General features: G+C 72.8%; 14 protein-coding genes. 7 read left to right on the top strand and 7 right to left on the bottom strand.

Features of this window, described 5'->3' with window-relative positions:
- Positions 1-108 precede the first annotated feature (108 nt).
- The 3 genes from OG361_RS31410 (at position 109) to OG361_RS31400 (ending at position 2,516) form a co-directional block, all read left to right on the top strand.
- A complete protein-coding gene (locus tag OG361_RS31410; RefSeq protein WP_405862540.1) occupies positions 109-768 on the top strand; it encodes a TNT domain-containing protein in 660 nt (219 codons plus the stop codon).
- Positions 765-1,070 (top strand): hypothetical protein, encoded by a 306-nt coding sequence (locus tag OG361_RS31405; protein WP_405858880.1) that lies wholly within the window; start codon positions 765-767, stop codon positions 1,068-1,070. Before OG361_RS31410 ends, OG361_RS31405 begins: the two co-directional genes overlap by 4 nt.
- Before the next feature lie 135 nt (positions 1,071-1,205).
- Positions 1,206-2,516 (top strand): ROK family protein, encoded by a 1,311-nt coding sequence (locus OG361_RS31400; protein WP_405858878.1) that lies wholly within the window; start codon positions 1,206-1,208, stop codon positions 2,514-2,516.
- Positions 2,517-2,551: 35 nt separating this feature from the next.
- Here the strand turns inward: OG361_RS31400 and OG361_RS31395 are convergent, their stop codons facing one another.
- The 5 genes from OG361_RS31395 to OG361_RS31375 all read right to left on the bottom strand — a co-directional run bounded on the left by OG361_RS31395 (position 2,552) and on the right by OG361_RS31375 (position 9,395).
- Complete coding sequence (locus OG361_RS31395; RefSeq protein WP_405858876.1) at positions 2,552-3,688, bottom strand: XdhC family protein; 1,137 nt, start codon at positions 3,686-3,688, stop codon at positions 2,552-2,554.
- A gap of 41 nt (positions 3,689-3,729) precedes the next feature.
- Entirely contained in the window at positions 3,730-5,205 is a 1,476-nt protein-coding gene (locus OG361_RS31390) for an NCS2 family permease (RefSeq protein WP_384575445.1), read from the bottom strand.
- 301 nt (positions 5,206-5,506) lie between these two features.
- Positions 5,507-7,912 (bottom strand): xanthine dehydrogenase subunit D, encoded by a 2,406-nt coding sequence (pucD, locus tag OG361_RS31385; RefSeq protein WP_405858874.1) that lies wholly within the window; start codon positions 7,910-7,912, stop codon positions 5,507-5,509.
- A gap of 2 nt (positions 7,913-7,914) precedes the next feature.
- Positions 7,915-8,502: a (2Fe-2S)-binding protein gene (locus OG361_RS31380; protein ID WP_384575451.1), complete on the bottom strand. Its 588-nt coding sequence runs from the start codon at positions 8,500-8,502 to the stop codon at positions 7,915-7,917.
- A 2-nt stretch (positions 8,503-8,504) separates the two neighbouring features.
- On the bottom strand, positions 8,505-9,395 hold the full coding sequence (locus OG361_RS31375; protein ID WP_384575454.1) for an FAD binding domain-containing protein: 891 nt from the start codon (positions 9,393-9,395) through the stop codon (positions 8,505-8,507).
- A gap of 316 nt (positions 9,396-9,711) precedes the next feature.
- Here OG361_RS31375 and OG361_RS31370 point away from each other — a divergent pair, with 316 nt between their 5' ends.
- Together OG361_RS31370 and OG361_RS31365 are read left to right on the top strand one after the other, a co-directional pair.
- Positions 9,712-11,409, top strand: coding sequence for a PucR family transcriptional regulator (locus tag OG361_RS31370; protein WP_405858872.1), 1,698 nt, complete (start codon positions 9,712-9,714; stop codon positions 11,407-11,409).
- Positions 11,410-11,741: 332 nt separating this feature from the next.
- Positions 11,742-12,530, top strand: a complete 789-nt coding sequence (locus tag OG361_RS31365) for a hypothetical protein (protein WP_405858870.1) — start codon at positions 11,742-11,744, stop codon at positions 12,528-12,530.
- A 147-nt stretch (positions 12,531-12,677) separates the two neighbouring features.
- Here OG361_RS31365 and OG361_RS31360 read toward each other — a convergent pair whose 3' ends face one another.
- Positions 12,678-14,339, bottom strand: coding sequence for a WD40 repeat domain-containing protein (locus OG361_RS31360; protein ID WP_405858868.1), 1,662 nt, complete (start codon positions 14,337-14,339; stop codon positions 12,678-12,680).
- A 240-nt stretch (positions 14,340-14,579) separates the two neighbouring features.
- Positions 14,580-15,347 (bottom strand): GntR family transcriptional regulator, encoded by a 768-nt coding sequence (locus tag OG361_RS31355; RefSeq protein ID WP_405858866.1) that lies wholly within the window; start codon positions 15,345-15,347, stop codon positions 14,580-14,582.
- A gap of 192 nt (positions 15,348-15,539) precedes the next feature.
- On the opposite strand from OG361_RS31355, the gene OG361_RS31350 reads away from it, so the two are divergent.
- Both OG361_RS31350 and OG361_RS31345 read left to right on the top strand, forming a co-directional pair.
- A complete protein-coding gene (locus OG361_RS31350) occupies positions 15,540-16,415 on the top strand; it encodes a (2Fe-2S)-binding protein (protein WP_405858864.1) in 876 nt (291 codons plus the stop codon).
- 204 nt (positions 16,416-16,619) lie between these two features.
- Entirely contained in the window at positions 16,620-17,771 is a 1,152-nt protein-coding gene (locus OG361_RS31345; RefSeq protein WP_405858862.1) for a DUF2637 domain-containing protein, read from the top strand.
- Positions 17,772-17,799: the final 28 nt, after the last annotated feature.

Below are 17,799 nucleotides of genomic sequence, written 5' to 3'. Positions count from 1 at the left end.
GCACGTGATCAACTACTGTGTGCCGCGCCACTGACCATCCTCACCCAGGGAGACCTCCGCGTGGAGCGCAGCCGTACCGTCCTCAGGATCCGTGCCGTACTCGCCGCCATGGGCGTGACCGCCGCGCTCGCCGCGGCCCCGGCGGCGCAGGCCGCGCCCGCCGAGCAGCCCGCCGAGCAGCGGGCGGGGAGTTCCGTCGCCGCTCCCCCGGCCCCCTGCACCGGGGAGTTCGAGGGCGACAAGCGGCTCGGCCCGAAGTTCCTGCCGAAGAAGTGGCAGGAGCCCGTGGGCCCGCTGCTCAACCGCTACCACCGGACGGGGCAGCTCTCCTCCGCCGACTTCCTCAAGAAGTACTGGGAGGGTCCGGCCGACACCGGCAGCTGGAAGTACCCGCCGAACGACGGCTTCGGCGAGGTCAACGGCACCGTCGACAAGGCGCCCGAGCTGCTGGCGGAGGGCGAGCGCCTGGACCGCTTCGGCTCGGAGTTCGGCTCGTACCTGGCCCCGGCCGGTGACGACTACGCCAAGCGCGCGCTGCCCCCGCAGAACCTCAACACCCGGGACGCCGCCTTCCCCTGCGACTACCACCTGTACGAGGTGACGAAGTCGTTCGTGGTCTGGGAGGGCTCCATCGCGCCCTGGTTCGAGCAGCCGGGCGGCGGCCGCCAGATCAAGCTGGACCCGGCCTTCCTGAACCCGGGCGAGGGCCAGCGGCTGAGCGTCAAGTGGCTGCTCGACAACGGCTACCTGGTGCGCGTCCCCGCGTGACCGACCGCCACACGCTGGAGCGGGCACTCCGGGAGGCCGGGGTGCCCGAGGCGTACTACTGGATCGAGGGCGTCCACGAACCGACGCCCACCCCGCCCGACTTCGTCTATCTGCGGACGCGTCCGGGCGGGCCCGCGGACAGGCCCGTGGGCGGGCCGACGGGCGGGGCCGCGGGCGGTGCCACCGAGGGCGGTACGACATGGGAGACCGGGGTGTACGAGCGCGGCGCCCACGAGCCCGTCGCCACGCACGACTCGGAGGCCGGGGCCTGCGACCACCTCCGTACACTCCTGGGTGTGTAGCGCGCCGTCCCGCGTTCAGGTCCTGAAGACCTGAAGGGCTTATTTCAGAATACGACTTAAAGCCCAAGAGAAGCGCTCGCCCGGGGCCCCACCAGAGGTATCTTGCGATCAGGACTACTTCACCAGGGGGCCCAAGTGACCACGCGAAACGGCCGCACGGTGCGCGACCTGCGGCGCGAGAACCGCACCGCCGTCCTCCAGCGCCTGTACTTCGACGGGCCGATGAGCCGCTTCTCGCTGGGGCCCGCGACCGGGTTGAGCTCGGGCTCGGTCAGCAACGTGGTCGCCGAACTCCTCGCGGAGGGTCTCGTCGAGGAGGCCGGCAGCGTCGACTCCGCCGGCGGCCGCCCGCGCATCCTGGTGCGGGTCACCCCCGCCAGCGGCTTCATGATCGGCGTCGACGTGGGCGAGACCCGGGTCAGGATCGAGCTCTTCGACCTCACCCTCACCGAACTCGCCCGCGCCGAGCGCCCGTTGACGGCCGACAGCCCCCACCCGCACGACCGGTACGAGGTCGGGGTCATCGTGGAGCACGTCCGCGAGGGCATCGCGGAGCTCCTGCGGGCGGCCGACGTTCCCGCCGAGCGGCTCCTCGGCGTCGGGATCGGCGTTCCCGGCATCGTGGCCCGTACCGACGAGGACGGCGCGGTCGTCCACGGCCAGACCACCGGCTGGGACGCCGTCCCCCTCGAACGGCTCCTGCGCGAGGCCGTCGACCTGCCCGAGTCCGTCCCGTACTGGATCGACAACGGCGCCAAGACCCTCGGCCAGGCCGAGATGTGGTTCGGCGCCGGACGCGGGGCCCGCAGCGCCGTCGTCGTCCTCTTCGGCTCCGGCGTCGGCGCCTGTGTCGTCACCGACCCCATGGGACCCGGCCGGGCACTCGAATGGGGCCATCTGACCGTCAGCGTCCGGGGCCGCCGCTGCCGCTGCGGCTCCCACGGCTGCCTGGAGGCCTACGCCGGCGCCGAGGCCCTCCTCGACCGCTGGCGCGAGGCGGGCGGACAGCCACCGGCCGGTGCGGACGAGGAGACCGCGCTGACCGCGATGCTCGCCGCCGCCTACCCGGCCGACGCCGACCGGACACCCGACGCCACCGCACTCGCCGTCCTGGAGGAGACCGCCGAGTACCTCGGCGCCGGCTTCGGCGACCTGATCAACCTCTTCCAGCCCGAACGCATCCTCGTCGGCGGCTGGGCCGGCCTCCAGCTCGGCGACCGGTTCCTGGAGACGGTCAAGGGCTACACCGCACAGTACGCGCTGGCGTACCCGGCTGCCCGGGTCGACATCGGCATGGGGACGCTCGGCCCCGACGCGGTGACCGTCGGCGCGGCGATCCTGCCGCTCGCCGACTTCTTCGCCCGGGGCGGGCGGCGCGCCGAACCGGAGGTCGCCGAGGAACGGCCCGCCTGGACCTCGACCGTGCGGGAGCGGACCGCCCGCTGAGGCTTCGGCCGGCCGAGACGCCCCGGGCGGCCGGCTCAGGCGACGGAGCCTATGCGGCCGTCGGGCTCGCGGGGGCCGTCGTGGTGGATCGGGGTGTGCGCGCCGGTGAGCGAGGTGCCGCTGCCGCCGCGCCGGTTGGCGACGATCTCGGCGCCGATGGACAGGGCGGTCTCCTCCGGCGTGCGGGCGCCGAGGTCCAGGCCTATCGGGGAGCGCAGCCGGGCGAGTTCGAGCTCGGTGACGCCGACCTCGCGCAGCCGCTTGTTGCGGTCCTCGTGGGTGCGGCGGGAGCCCATGGCGCCGATGTACGCGACGGGAAGCCTGAGGGCGGCCTTGATGAGCGGCACGTCGAACTTGGCGTCGTGGGTGAGGACGCACAGGACGGTGCGGCCGTCGACCTCCGTGGACTCCAGGTAGCGGTGGGGCCAGTCGACGACGATCTCGTCGGCCTCGGGGAAGCGGGCCGGCGTCGCGAAGACGGGCCGCGCGTCGCAGACGGTGACGTGGTAGCCGAGGAACTTGCCGACCCGGACGAGGGCGGAGGCGAAGTCGATGGCGCCGAAGACGATCATGCGGGGGGCGGGGACGGAGGACTCGACCAGAAGGGTCAGCGGCTGTCCGCAGCGGCTGCCGTCCTCGCCGATCTCTACGGTGCCGGTGCGGCCCGCGTCGAGCATCGCGCGGGCCTCGCCCGCCGCGGTGCGGTCCAGCTCGGGGTGGCCGCCGAGCCTTCCCTCGTACGAGCCGTCGGGGCGGACGAGGAGGGCGGTGCCCCGCAGCTCGTCCGGTCCGTCGACGATCCGGGCGAGGGCCGCGGCCTCCCCCGTGGAGGCGGCCGCGAGCGCGGCGGGGAAGACCCCGCCGCGTACCGGGGTGACGAGGATGTCGATGATGCCGCCGCAGGTCAGACCCACGGCGAAGGCGTCCTCGTCGCTGTAGCCGAAGCGCTCGACGACGGTCTTCCCGTCTTCGAGGGCCTGCCGGCACAGCTCGTAGACCGCGCCCTCCACACACCCGCCGGAGACCGATCCGATCGCCGTGCCCTCGCTGTCGACGGCGAGGGCCGCTCCCGGCTGCCGGGGCGCGCTGCCGCCGACGGCCACGACGGTGGCGACGGCGAAGGTGCGTCCCTGCTCGACCCACCGGTGCAGCTCTTCGGCGATGTCCAGCATTTCGGTCTCCTTGGGTGTGTGCGGAGGGCGACGGTACGGCGTCAGCTGACGCCGAGCCAGCTCTCGATCGGATGGATCGCGAAGTACACGATGAAGATCGCGGTCAGGCCCCACATGAAGGCGCCCACTTCGCGCGCCTTGCCCTGCGCCACCTTGATGACGACGTAGGAGATGACACCGGCCGCGACACCCGTGGTGATGGTGTAGGTGAACGGCATCAGGACCACGGTGAGGAACACCGGGATCGCCACGGAGCGGTCGCTCCAGTCGACGTGCTTGGCGTTCTGCATCATCATCGCGCCGATGACGACCAGGGCGGCGGAGGCGACCTCGGCCGGGACGATCGCGGTGAGCGGGGTGAAGAAGAGGCAGAGGGCGAAGAACGCGCCGGTGACGACGGAGGAGAGACCCGTACGGGCTCCCTCGCCCACGCCGGTGGCCGACTCGACGAAGACGGTCTGGCCGGAGCCGCCGCCGACACCACCGATGACGCCGCCGGCGCCGTCGATGAACAGGGCCTTGGACAGGCCCGGCATGCGGCCCTTGTCGTCGGCCAGGTTGGCCTCGGAGCCGACGCCGATGATGGTGGCCATGGCGTCGAAGAAGCCGGCGAGGACCAGGGTGAAGACGATCATGGTGATCGTGATGTAGCCGACGTCGCCCCAGCCGCTGAAGGAGACCTCGCCGATGAGCGAGAAGTCCGGCGCGGAGACGGCGCTGCCGTTGAGCTCCGGCGGGCCGGAGAACCAGGCGCCGGCGCCCTTGGCGGGTATGTCGGCGACCGCGTTGACGATCATGGCGATGACCGTGCCCGCGACGATGCCGATCAGGATGGCGCCGGGGATGTTGCGGGCCTGAAGGGCGAAGATCAGGAGCAGGGTGACGGCGAAGATGAGGACGGGCCAGCCCTGGAGCTCACCGAGCGGGCCGAGGACGACCGGGCCGCCGCCGGGCGAGGGGTTCTCGTGGACGAAGCCGGCCTTGACGAAGCCGATGATCGCGATGAAGAGGCCGATGCCGATGGTGATCGCGTGCTTGAGCGCCAGCGGGATGGCGTTCATGATCATCTCGCGGAGGCCGGTGACCACCAGGAGACAGATCACCACACCGTAGGCGACACACATCGCCATCGCCTGCGGCCAGGTCATGACGGCGATGACCTGCGAGGAGAGCACGCCGGAGACGCTGAGGCCGGCCGCGAGCGCGAGGGGGACCTTGCCCCAGAAGCCCATCAGGAGGGTGGTCACGGCGGCGGCGAGAGCCGTCGCGGTGATCAGCGCGGGCTGGCTGAGGACGTTGCCGTCCACATCCTTGCCGCCGAGGATCAGGGGGTTGAGCAGGAGAATGTACGCCATCGCCATGAAGGTGGTGACGCCGCCGCGGATCTCCGTCGCGACGGTGGATCCTCTCTCCGAGATGTGAAAGTACCGGTCGAGCCAAGAACGGCCGGCGGGGACGTTGGAGCCGGAGCCCGCGTCCTCCGATGCGGTCTTGGGCTCCACAGACGACTGGGTCATGGGGCCTACTCCCAAGGTTCAAAGGGGCACCCGCATCAGACTTCGAAGGATTCTGATCTGGTGAAGCTGCGGGATTTGGGATGCTGCGTGGGCTGCACGACCCGGGGGACGGCCCGAGACGAACGAAGTGAATCGGCACTGCGGGTACTGCGGGGGTACTGAGGGTGCTGAGGGTGATGCGGGTACTGCAGGTGGTGCGGGTGCTGCAGGTGGTGCTGGTACTGCGGGGGGAGTACTCCGGGCGGTACGGGCGGGCGGGGAAGTGTGACGTTCCCGGGAGGCACGCACCGCCCGGAGAGTCCTACAGGGTGCCGGTGAGCGCCTCGGGGCGGACCGGCGTCTTGTTGAGCTCCAGGCCCGTCGCCGCCCGGATCGCCGCGAGGACGGCCGGGGTGGACGACAGGGTCGGGGCCTCGCCGACGCCCCGCAGGCCGTACGGCGCGTTGGGGTCGGCGAGTTCGAGCACGTCGACCGGGATGGTCGGCGTGTCGAGGATCGTGGGGATCAGGTAGTCCGTGAAGGAGGGGTTGCGCACCTTCGCGGTCTTGGGGTCGACGATGATCTCCTCCATGACCGCCACGCCCAGGCCCTGGGTGGTGCCACCCTGGATCTGCCCGACGACGGAGAGCATGTTGAGTGCCTTGCCGACGTCCTGGGCGGTGGCGAGCTCGATGACCTTCACGAGGCCGAGCTCGGTGTCCACCTCGACGACCGCGCGGTGCGCGGCGAAGGTGTACTGGACGTGTCCCTCGCCCTGGCCGGTGACCAGGTCGAACGCCTGGGTCGGGCGGTGGCGGAACTCGAGCTCGATGTCGATCGGCGCCTCCCCCTCGAGGACCTCGGCGATGTCCGCGAGGACCTCGCCGCCGTCGGTGACGACCTTGCCGCTCTCCAGGAGGAGTTCGGCGGTCGCCCACGCGGGGTGGTAGGAGCCCTTCTTGCGGCGGCCGAGCTCCAGGACCTTCTCGCGGACGGCCTCGCAGGTGTTCTTCACGGCGCCACCGGTCATGTACGTCTGCCGGGAGGCGGACGTCGAACCGGCGGAGCCGACCTGGGTGTCGGCCGGGTGGATGGTCACCTGCGTGACGCCCAGCTCCGTACGGGCGATCTGGGCGTGCACGGTGACACCGCCCTGGCCGACCTCCGCCATGGCCGTGTGGACCATGGCGACGGGCTCGCCGTTGATGACCTGGAGGACCACGCGGGCGGTCGAGTAGTCGTCGAAGCCCTCGGAGAAGCCGACGTTCTTGATGCCGACCGCGTAGCCGACGCCGCGGACGACGCCCTCGCCGTGGGTGGTGTTCGACAGGCCGCCGGGCAGTGCGCGGACGTCCGCGCCCTCGCCGGCGGTCTCCCACTGGCGCTCCGGCGGCATCGGGCGGGCCTTGACGCGGCGGAGCAGCTCGGCGACGGGCGCCGGGGAGTCCACGACCTGGCCGGTGGGCATGATCGTGCCCTGCTCCATGGCGTTCAGCTGGCGGAGCTCGACCGGGTCCATGCCCAGCTTCGCCGCGAGCTTGTCCATCTGGGCCTCGTACGCGAAGCAGGCCTGGACGGCGCCGAAGCCGCGCATCGCGCCGCAGGGCGGGTTGTTCGTGTAGAGCGCGATCGCCTCGATGTCGACGTCGTCGACGACGTACGGGCCGACGGAGAGGGAGGAGGCGTTGCCGACGACGGCCGGGGAGGCCGAGGCGTAGGCGCCGCCGTCGAGCACGATCCGGCACTTCATGTGCGTGAGCTTGCCGTCCTTGGTGGCGCCGTGCTCGTACCAGAGCTTCGCCGGGTGACGGTGCACGTGCCCGAAGAAGGACTCGAAGCGGTTGTAGACGATCTTCACCGGCTTGCCCGTGGCCAGGGCCAGGAGGCAGGCGTGGATCTGCATCGAGATGTCCTCGCGGCCGCCGAAGGCACCGCCGACGCCGGAGAGCGTCATGCGCACCTTCTCCTCGGGGAGACCGAGGACGGGGGCGATCTGACCGAGGTCCGAGTGCAGCCACTGGGTGGCGACGTAGAGGTCGACACCGCCGTCCTCGGACGGCACGGCGAGGCCGGACTCCGGGCCGAGGAAGGCCTGGTCCTGCATGCCGAAGGTGTACTCGCCCTCGACGATGACGTCGGCGCGCTTGCGGGCCTCCGCCACGTCGCCGCGGATGATCGGCTGGCGGTGCACGATGTTCGGGTGCGGGACGTGACCGATGTGGTGGTCGTCGCGGCCCTCGTGGATCAGCGGCGCGTCGGGGGCGAGGGCGGAGGCCTCGTCCGTGACGACCGGCAGCTCCCGGTAGTCGATCTTGATCTTGGCGGCCGCGCGGCGGGCGGTCTCCGGGTGGTCGGCGGCCACGAGGGCGACCGGCTCACCGTGGTGACGTACCCGGCCGTTGGCGAGTACGGGGGTGTCCTGGATCTCCAGGCCGTAGTTCTTCATCGGGGCCGGCAGGTCGTCGTACGTCAGCACCGAGTACACGCCGGGCATGGCGAGGGCCTCGGAGATGTCGATGGAGACGATCTCGGCGTGGGCGACGGTGCTGCGCAGGGTCTGGCCCCACAGCATGTCCTCGTGCCACATGTCCGAGGAGTACGCGAACTCGCCGGTGACCTTGAGGGTGCCGTCCGGGCGGAGCGTGGACTCGCCGATGCCGCCCTTGGTGTGGTTCTGCGTGACGTTCGTCGGCGTGCCCGCCGGAACGGTGCGCGTGTTCTGAGCCATCGTCAGACCGCCTCTCCCTGACGGGCGGCCGCCAGGCGGACCGCGTCGAGGATCTTCTCGTAGCCCGTGCAGCGGCAGAGGTTGCCGGAGAGGGCCTCACGGATGTCCTGGTCGGACGGGTCGCTCTGGCGCTCCAGGAGCTCGTCGGCCGCGATCAGCAGACCCGGGGTGCAGAAGCCGCACTGGACGGCGCCGGCGTCGATGAACGCCTGCTGGATCGGGCTCAGTTCGACGCCCTCGCCGGTCTGCGAGTCCTGACCCGGCTTGGCCTCCCACTTCTTGGCGGAGTCGAGCGAGGTGCCGCAGGCACCCGTACCGCAACCGGCGTGCTCCGCACGCTCCTTGGCGAAGTCGGCGAGGCCCTCGACGGTGACGACCTCGCGGCCCTCGACCTGGCCGGCGGCGACGAGGCACGAACAGACCGGCACGCCGTCGAGGCGGACCGTGCAGGAGCCGCACTCGCCCTGCTCGCAGGCGTTCTTGGAGCCGGGGAGGCCCATCCGCTCACGCAGGACGTAGAGGAGGGACTCGCCCTCCCAGACGTCGTCGGCTTCCTGGGGACGGCCGTTGACCGTGAAATTGACGCGCATGGTTATGCAGCTCCCTCAAGCGTGCGGCCGGTTCCGCGGTACTGCTCCCAGGTCCAGCCGAGCTGGCGGCGGGCCATGATGCCGACGGCGTGGCGGCGGTACTTGGCGGTGCCTCGGACATCGTCGATCGGGTTGGCGGCGGCCGAGCAGAGGTCGGCGAACTGCTTGGCGACCGACGGGGTGATGATCTTGCCGTTGTCCCAGAAGCCGCCTTCCTCCAGAGCCGCGTTCAGGAAGGCCTCGGCCTCCTTGGCGCGGATGGGGGTCGGCGCGGCGGAGCCGATGCCGGTGCGGACCGTCCGGGTCTCCGGGTGCAGGGCCAGGCCGAAGGCGCAGACGGCGATGACCATCGCGTTGCGGGTGCCGACCTTGGAGTACTGCTGGGGGCCGTCCGCCTTCTTGATGTGGACGGTCTTGATGAGCTCGTCGGGCTGGAGCGCGTTGCGCTTCACGCCCGTGTAGAACTCGTCGATCGGGATGAACCGGCTGCCGCGGACCGACTCGACCTCGACCTCGGCGCCCGCGGCGAGCAGGGCCGGGTGGGCGTCGCCGGCCGGCGACGCGGTGCCGAGGTTGCCCCCGACGCCGCCGCGGTTACGGATCTGCGGGGAGGCGACCGTGTGCGAGGCGAGCGCCAGGCCCGGGAGCTCGGCCCGCAGGTTCTCCATGATCTGGGTGTACGGGACGGAGGCGCCGAGGCGGACGTTCTCCTCTCCGACCTCCCACTCGCGCAGCAGCTCGATACGGTTCAGGTCCAGGAGGTACTCGGGGCGCCGGTGGTCGAAGTTGATCTCGACCATGATGTCGGTGCCACCCGCAATGGGCACGGCCGTGGGGTGCTCTGCCTTGGCGGCGAGCGCCTCCTCCCAGCTGGCGGGGCGAAGGAAGTCCATGGTGGCTCTCTTCTAGTGCTTCTAGTGATCGGGGGTCGAACGCATGGGCCCGGGGGGACGGCCGGCCCTCGACTTCTTATTCATGTGCTGTTAACGCGGTGTGTGGCCTAGTACACAAGCCCACCTTCGCCCGGGTGCAGTCACCGAAAACATGAAGGAGTTGGCTGGTGCCCGTCGTCGTCTTGTAGATTCGAACGAACGGGGGGAAACGGCAACCTCTCCGTTTTCCCCTGGAAACGGTGGCACCACGCCACCGTCGACAACGCGACACCCCATGATCCCCACGACCACCCACTGAAGGAACGGCGGCGACACGATGCGGCTGCGCGCACTGATGGAGAACGACGCGCTGGGGCTGCGCCTGCTCGGCGGTGAGGACGAGCTGGACCGCACCGTCCGCGGCGTGATGACGACGGACCTCAAGGATCCCAGCCGGTACCTGTCCGGCGGCGAGCTGGTGCTCACCGGCCTCGCCTGGCTGCGGGAGCCGGCGGACGCCGAGCCCTTCGCCCGCATCCTGGCCTCGGCCGGGGTGGCCGCCCTCGCGGCGGGCGAGGCGGAGCTGGGCGACATTCCCGATGATCTCGTACAGGCGTGTTTGCGCCATCGGCTGCCGCTCTTCGCGGTGAACGAGTCCGTTGCGTTCGCGACGATCACCGAACACGTTGTTCGACAGGTCTCCGGCGAGCGGGCGGGCGACCTGGCGGCCGTCGTCGACCGGCACCGGCGGCTCATGACCTCCGGCCCCGCGGGCGGCGGCCCCGAGGTCGTCCTCGACCTCCTCGGCTCCGACCTGGACCTTCGGGCCTGGGTCCTCTCCCCCACCGGTCGCCAGATCGCGGGCGCGGGCGAGCCCCTCGACAGCGGCCTCGCGGCGACCCTGGCGGGCGAGCACCTGGCCGCGACCCGCACCGGGCGGCGCGGCCCGCACCGGCTGAACCACGCCGGAGTCACGTACTCGCTCTTCCCGATCCGTAACACCGGCCGCGGCCCCGCCCCCGCCTCCAGGGACGTGCGCGAGACGGTCCTGTCGGACTGGCTGCTCGCCGTCGAGGCCGACGCCGGGGACTGGCCGGCCGCCCGGCTCGACCTGCTCCAGGGCGTCACCCAGCTGATCGCCGTCGAGCGGGACCGGCGCGACGCAGCCCGTACGGTACGGCGCCGGCTCGCCCAGGAGGTCCTGGAGCTGGTGCAGACGGGCGCCGCGCCCGCCGAGATCGCGGCCCGCCTGCGGGTCGCGGCCCCGGTGCTGCTGCCCGGGCTCGGCACGGCCCCGCACTGGCAGGTCGTCGTCGCCCGCGTCGACTGGGAGCAGGAGGGCGGCCAGGGGGCCGTCGTGGACGGCGGGCCGGTCGCCCAGGCGCTCCTGGAGGAGATCCTCGTCGACCCGGCGACCGTCGGTGCCGAGTCCGCCGACCGGATCGCCGTGGCCCACAGCGGCGACGAGGCGATCGCCCTGGTCCCGCTGGCGTCCGCGCCGCTGCCGGACAGCGAGGACGAGGGTCCGGCGACCGCGCTCGGCCTGCACGCGGACGCGCTGCTGGCCGCCGTACGCGCCCCGCTCTCCTCCGGTCTCGCCGACGACGGGCGGCTCACGCTCGGCGTCAGCGCGGCCGTGCACTCGGCGGAGGGCCTGCGCGGGGCCCTGGAGGAGGCCCGGCACGCCCGCCGGGTCGCCGCCGCCCGCCCGGGCCGGGTCTGCGCCGCCGGCCACCACGAGCTGGCCTCGCACGTCCTGCTGCTGCCGTTCGTGCCGGACGACGTCCGCCGCGCCTTCACGGCCCGGCTGCTCGACCCGCTGCGCGACTACGACCGGCGGCACCGCGCGGAGCTCATCCCGACCCTGGAGGCCTTCCTGGACTGCGACGGCTCCTGGACGCGCTGCGCCACCCGCCTGCACCTGCACGTGAACACGCTGCGCTACCGGGTGGGCCGGATCGAGCAGCTCACGGGCCGCGACCTCTCCCGCCTGGAGGACAAGCTCGACTTCTTCCTCGCCCTCCGGATGAGCTGAAGAGCCGATTTCCCGGGGATTCACCCTTCCGCGCCTCTCGGTGGACGACCTTCGAATTTCACCCTTTCGAATGAGTCCGTCGGAGTGACGTCCGGGCTGGTGGCAGCCCGTCGGCCGGGTCGGCCGACGGGCCTCGCCGGGGCCTGATCCCGGGCCCGACAGCGATCTGACGGGCTGTCGGCCGCCGCCCGGACGACGGCGTCCGCACGGGCCGGACTCTTGTGAAATTTTTCACCTGACCCCTTGGCCATGTACCGCCCTTCGTGCTGAGATGCGGGTCTACTCAACAGCTCAATGGCGCGCTCGGGGAGGGCAATGTGGCGGATACCGCCATGTCTGGTTCCGAATCAAAGGGTGGCGAAGATCCGTCCCTCGCCTACGGCAAGGAGACTCCCGTGGAGACCGCCATATGGCGGCTCCGCTCCCGAGGTTGTTGGACGGACGCGGCAGCACTGCTCGCCCCGTACGCGACCGAACCGGCCGCCGCGCTCGAACGGGCGGCCCTGCTGATCGAGCGCTGCCTCTACACGGAACAGGGGTGGGCCGACGCCGAGGAGGCGCTCCGGGCGGCCGAGGCGGTGGCCCGCACCGACGAGGAGCGGGGCGCCGCGGCCTGCGAACGCGGCTATCTCGCCTACGCGTCCACCCTGTTGGGGGTCCGCGACCGGGCCGACGAGGCCCGCATGGCCCTGGGCCGCGCGGCGGCCCTGATCGCCCCCTCGGACGAGGGCCGGCCACTGCTGGACTTCCGGCGCGGGCTGATCGCCCAGAACCTCGGCGACTCGCCCCAGGCGGCCCGCGCCGCGTACCGCAGGGCGCACGCGGGGGCGACGGCACAGGGGGACTCGCTGCTGCTCTCCTCCACCTGGCGTCACCTCGCCGGACTCGCCCTGCGGGAAGGCGAGTTGGCGGAGGCGAGGCACGGCTTCGCGGAGTCGCTGCGGATCCGCGAGGAGTTGGGCTACCTGGTCGGCACGGCCCCGGCGCTCACCGCCCTCGCCGACACGGAGACCGAACCGGAGGCCGGCCGCCTCCGCGCGGAGGCAAGCCGCCTCTTCCGCCTCCTCGGCGGCGTCCCCACCTGGCTCTCGTCCCAGCTGACCCCCCGGCCTGCGACCTGAAGTCACCGACGGGAACACTGAAATGACGTTCCGTCAGTAATTGTGCGATGTGCCTCCGCGCTGCGGCGCCGGGGCACATCGCCGGACATCGAGAGGACACCGACCGGACACCGAGAGGTCCGCTCGACCGTCACGACTCCGCCGAGGTCACCCCTCGGGCGAGGGCCGGAGGAGTCTCTCCCGGGATCTCGGTACGAGGCACACCAGGCTCTCGTCGGTGCCGACCAGCAGGGCTCCCGCGCCGGTGACCGCGACCGCGCGGATCGGGGGGCCCGGGCGGAAGGAGAGCTTCGGGCCGCCTTCCGGGTGGTGGAGTTCCACGAGGCCGTCGGCCCAGGCCACGGCGACCAGGGGGCCGTGCGGGGTCTCCGTCGCGTGCAGGGAGACCACCGGGGAGGGGCGTTCGGCGAGGGGTTCGGGGCGCGGGTCCCGGCCCGGGGTCCAGAGCCGGACGGTGCCGTCGGCGCCGCCCGAGCACACGAACGGGGTCTCGGACTCGACGGCGGCGACCGCCGTGACCCGGCCGCTGTGCGGGGCGGCCTGGTGCAGCCCCGTCAGGCCGAAGGCGTGCACGGAGCCGAGCCGGTCCCCCACCACCACCGAGCCGGCGATCGCCGCGAGGGCCGTCCCCGGGTGGCGGGCCAGCGTCGCGGAGACGGCCTCGGTGAGCCGCTCCAGGTACGGGGCCCGGGGGGCCGTGCCTCGTACGGAGTGCAGTCTGCCCCGGTCGTCCAGGAGCAGCACCGTGCCGTCCGGTGAGGGGGCGAGCGCCGTGACCCGGCCGGGGACGGTGTGCGCGAGGCGCCCGGCGGAGCTCGCGTCGGCCTCGTGGAGCAGGCGTACGGTGCCGGTGCGGTCGCCGACGAGCAGCGTGCCCTCCAGCGGGCCGCCCGCGGAGCCGAGTACCGCGACGGGTCCCGGCCACGGGGGCGTCAGGTCGCCGCGGTTGCGGGCCCACCGGAGCCGCCAGGCGGCTCCTTCGGCGAGCCCTGCCAGTGCGGGCCGCAGCCGGGGATCGGCGCCGTCCCCGAGGGCGGCGAGAAGGACCAGCGCCCGCTCCGCCGGGGCCTGTTCGCGGCAGAGCGACTGGCCGGCCCGCAGCCAGGCGGTCCTGAGCCCCCCGTGGTCGTCAACCGCGCCCTCACCGGAACCCTCACCGGATCCGGTGACATACGCCGTGGTGACGAGCAGCGGGTCGGCCGCGCACACGGCGAGCGGGTCGGAGAGGTCCGGCAGCGGGCGTACGGGCTCCGCGGGGGCGCCGTCGGCGGGTGCGGGCTCGCCGTCCAGGTCCACGACCGTCGCCCGGCGGGCGGAGCGCAGGGTCTCGGGGGCCGGGCTGCCGGTGCGGGCCTCGACGACGAGACGGACGCGCCCCACCCCGGCGAGCTCGCCGATGAGCTCGGTGAGCGCGGCGGGTTCGGCGGCGGCGTGGAGGTCCGTGAGCAGGAGGACGGCCCGGCCCGAGGGCCGCGCCTCGCTGGTGGCGAGGGCGTGGACGAGCTCGCCGGGCGAGCCGGCCACCACGCCGAGCCGGTCGGCGATGGTCCAGGTCGCGCCGAGCGCGCTCTGCCCGGCCAGCGGGACGAGAACGCGGGGCGTGCGGCGGCGCCGGCCGCCGGCGCGCGGGCCGTGCCTGGCGAACCAGCCGAGCAGAGCCGTCTTGCCGCTGCCGGGGGCGCCGGTGACGAGGCAGAGCCGGGGCGCCTCGGGATCGGTGAGCCAGCCGAGCAGGGCGGTGGCCTCGGCTTCCGTACCGGTGACGGCTCGGCGTCCCTCCCATGCCGGGGGCGGGGTCGCGGACGGCATGGGACACCTCACGGGCGACGCGGTGCGGGCGGGCTGACGTCAACGACCTTAGTGCTCTTGAGCGCTCAGCACTCCGATCCGGCGAAGTGCTCCCGGGCGCTCAGCGCTCCGGTCCCGCGAAGTGCTCCCGGGCGCTCAGCACTCCGGTCCCGCGAAGTGCCGACGGGCGCTCAGCGCTCCGATCCGGCGAAGTGCCGGCGGGCGCTCAGCACTCCGATCCGGTGAAGTGCCGGCGGGCGCTCAGCACTCCGATCCGGTGAAGTGTTCGCGTACGAGCGACTGGACGACCGTCAGGTCCTGGGCGATCAGCGCGTCGAGCAGGGCGGTGTGCTCGGCGGCGTCGGCGACGAGCTCGCCGTGGCGGAGGACGGGGGCGCTCATCAGCGGCCACTGGGAGCGCCGGTGGAGGTCGTCGGCGACGGCGAGCAGCTGCTCGTTCCCGGCGAGGGAGAGGAGCGCCCGGTGGAAGGCGCGGTCGGTCTCGGCGTAGTGGGCGCGGTCGCCCCGCGCGGCGGCGGTCGAGGTCGCCTCGGCGAGCGGGCGGAGCTCGGCCCAGCGGGCGGCCGGGACGGTGCGGGCGAGCCGCAGCATGACGGGGACCTCGATGAGCGCGCGGACCTCGGCGAGCTCGGCGAGCTCGCGCGGGGTGCGCTCGACGACGCGGAAGCCGCGGTTGGGCACGACCTCGACGGCCCCCTCTACGGCGAGGCGCTGCATGGCCTCGCGGACGGGGGTGGCGGAGACGCCGAAGCGCTCGCCGAGGGCGGGGCCGGAGTAGACCTCGCCGGGGACGAGCTCGCCGCCGACGAGGGCGGTCCGGAGGGCTTCGAGGATCTGGTCGCGGACGGAGTGCCGCTGGACGACACGCGGGGCGGGGACGCGCGGCTCGCCGTGCGGGTGCTCGCCGTGGGTGTGCTCGCCGCGGGCCTGCTCCGGTACGCGTACGGCGTCGCCGAGGGGCGGGTACGACCTCTCCGTCGCCCGCTCGCGCGCTGCGCCCTGCTCCACCCGGGTCCTCCTGCGGCCTCGTACCGGGCCCGGCTCGCGATACCCGGGTCCCCTGTGCACCATAGGCGAACGGACCGACATTTGGGGCACGGGGGCTGCTCGCGGGCGGTGACGGTTCAGCAGTGGTGAGAGGCGATCGAGATTCGGGTAAGGTAAGGCTAACCTGCCAACGATCGCGATTCGGTGGTCCACATGACCGTCCCCGCCCTGTTGCCCGCACCCCTCGCCTCGCCCGTCGCGGCCTCCTTCGCCCGGCTCGCCGAGGTCTTCTCCGGCCTGCGGATAGAGGAGTCGGCCCAGGACGAACGGCTGCCCCGCGGCGCCGGCTGGGTCGGCGCCGCGGAGCTCGCGGCCGGCGGAGCCGCCCTCGACGCCTTCCTCGCCTGGGACAACGCCCAGGTACTGCGCGACTACGGCACCCAGGCCCGCCCCGACGTCGTCGCCAGCTTCGGACTCCACCGCTACGCCTGGCCCGCCTGCCTCCTCGTCACCGTCCCCTGGTTCCTGCACCGCAGGGTGCCCCGGCTGCCCGTCGCGAACGTGTCGTTCCAGCGTGCGCTCGGCCGGATGTCGGTCCGCGTGGAGGAGTTCGCCTGCCTGCCGGACGACCCCGCCGCCCTCCTGCCCGGCGCCCGGGTCGTCGCCGACGAGGAGGCCCTGCGGGCCGAGGTCCGCGCCTCCCTCGCCGAGCACTTCGAGGCGGTACTGGGCGGCTTCGGGCCCCGGATGAAGCGCGGCCGCCGGGCCCTGTGGGGGATGGCCACGGACGAGATCGTCGAGGGCCTCTGGTACATCGGCGCCCTGCTCGGCGAGGAGGAGCGGGCGATGGCCGAGCTCGAACTCCTCCTGCCCGGCACCACCGCCACCCGCAAGCAGCACAAGCCGTACGCCGGCTCGGCGGGCTTCCGCGAGCTGGCCGGCTCCGAGGGGCCCGACGGCGCCCCCCGCGCCACCCGCGACCGGGCGACCTGCTGCTTCTTCTACACGCTGCGCCCCGAGGACACCTGCCTCACCTGCCCGCGCACCTGCGACGGCGAGCGCGTCCGTCGCCTGGCCGCGACGGCCTGAGGCTCCCGAGTGATTACGCCACCCGCACGGGTGGCGTAAATCGAACTCAATTCCCTTTCCCTGCATGGGTGTTCGACCAGATCGCACCTATTCGTATGCCCTGGCACCCCGATGGCGTGCTCTTGCCCGGAAACCCCTTGAGTGCCGCACGGGGTCGGCCAGTATGGGCCGCCAAACGCCCTACTGCGATGCAAGGGACACCGCATGAGACTGACCGACATATCGCTGGACTGGCTGCTTCCGGGTGGCGTGATGGTGGCCGGAGTCCTGACGGCGGTGGCGGTGCTCGCGCGCGGGAAGCGCGCCGGTGACCAGGCCGCGGCCGAGGACTCCTGGGAGCGCAACGAGGAGCGCCGCCGACGCAAGGAGGCGGTGTACGGAACGGCCTCCTACGTCCTCCTCTTCTGCTGCGCGGCGGTCGCGGCGGCACTGTCCTTCCACGGACTCGTCGGCTTCGGCCGGCAGAACCTCAACCTCACCGGAGGCTGGGAGTACCTCGTCCCCTTCGGCCTCGACGGCGCGGCCATGTTCTGCTCGGTCCTCGCCGTCCGCGAGGCCAGCCACGGTGACGCGGCGCTCGGCTCGCGCCTTCTGGTCTGGCTCTTCGCCGGCGCGGCCGCCTGGTTCAACTGGGTGCACGCCCCGCGCGGCCTGGGCCACGACGGGGCACCGCAGTTCTTCGCGGGCATGTCCCTCTCGGCGGCGGTCCTCTTCGACCGGGCGCTGAAGCAGACCCGCCGGGCCGCGCTCCGCGAGCAGGGCCTGGTCCCCCGCCCGCTGCCGCAGATCCGGATCGTCCGCTGGCTGAGGGCGCCCCGGGAGACCTTCGCCGCCTGGTCGCTGATGCTCCTGGAAGGCGTACGGACGCTGGACGAGGCGGTCGACGAGGTGCGCGAGGACCGCCGGGAGAAGGAGCAGAACCGGATCCGACGGCGCGACCAGGTCAAGCTCGACCGGGCACGGCTCAAGGCGATCAACCGCCAGCACCGCGCCTTCGGGCTCGGCCGCGGTGGCGGCGGCCGGCAGGTCGAGATGGCGGCGCTGGGCGCCGCGGCGGGTGCCGGTACGGGCCCCGGTTCCGGATCGGGTGCGGGCTCCGGCTCCGCGACGGCGTCCGTGCAGGCCGCCGTCGCGGAGCCCGCCATAGCGGACCCGGGACAACTGCCGCTTCGACCCCGGCCCTCCCTGCAAGCCGTGAGGGGCGCTGACTCCCGGACGGTGGACTCGCGTTCCACGGATTCCCGCACGGCTGACTCCCGGACGGTGGACCTCACCGCCGAGGACGACACCCAGGCGCTGCCCCGTCTCGACTCCCTGGAGCGCAAGCTCAAGGATCTGGAGCAGCAGTTCGGCTGAGCTCGGCCGGACACACCGAACGGCGGGG

This window comes from Streptomyces sp. NBC_00090 (assembly GCF_045160815.1).
Taxonomy (GTDB): Bacteria; Actinomycetota; Actinomycetes; order Streptomycetales; family Streptomycetaceae; genus Streptomyces.
The sequence above is the reverse complement of the archived record's forward strand: the minus strand, read 5'-3'. Positions and strand labels throughout refer to the sequence as shown.

What these genes read in the sequence shown, in the direction of transcription:
- OG361_RS31410 (WP_405862540.1), top strand. Translation starts at nt 109, where the DNA reads ATGGGCGTGACCGCCGCGCTCGCCGCGGCCCCGGCGGCGCAGGCCGCG.
- OG361_RS31380 (WP_384575451.1), bottom strand. Translation starts at nt 8,502, where the DNA reads ATGCGCGTCAATTTCACGGTCAACGGCCGTCCCCAGGAAGCCGACGAC.
- OG361_RS31395 (WP_405858876.1), bottom strand. Translation starts at nt 3,688, where the DNA reads ATGCTGGACATCGCCGAAGAGCTGCACCGGTGGGTCGAGCAGGGACGC.
- OG361_RS31350 (WP_405858864.1), top strand. Translation starts at nt 15,540, where the DNA reads ATGACCGTCCCCGCCCTGTTGCCCGCACCCCTCGCCTCGCCCGTCGCG.
- OG361_RS31370 (WP_405858872.1), top strand. Translation starts at nt 9,712, where the DNA reads ATGCGGCTGCGCGCACTGATGGAGAACGACGCGCTGGGGCTGCGCCTG.
- OG361_RS31375 (WP_384575454.1), bottom strand. Translation starts at nt 9,395, where the DNA reads ATGGACTTCCTTCGCCCCGCCAGCTGGGAGGAGGCGCTCGCCGCCAAG.
- pucD (WP_405858874.1), bottom strand. Translation starts at nt 7,912, where the DNA reads ATGGCTCAGAACACGCGCACCGTTCCGGCGGGCACGCCGACGAACGTC.
- OG361_RS31345 (WP_405858862.1), top strand. Translation starts at nt 16,620, where the DNA reads ATGAGACTGACCGACATATCGCTGGACTGGCTGCTTCCGGGTGGCGTG.
- OG361_RS31390 (WP_384575445.1), bottom strand. Translation starts at nt 5,205, where the DNA reads ATGACCCAGTCGTCTGTGGAGCCCAAGACCGCATCGGAGGACGCGGGC.
- OG361_RS31360 (WP_405858868.1), bottom strand. Translation starts at nt 14,339, where the DNA reads ATGCCGTCCGCGACCCCGCCCCCGGCATGGGAGGGACGCCGAGCCGTC.
- OG361_RS31365 (WP_405858870.1), top strand. Translation starts at nt 11,742, where the DNA reads ATGTCTGGTTCCGAATCAAAGGGTGGCGAAGATCCGTCCCTCGCCTAC.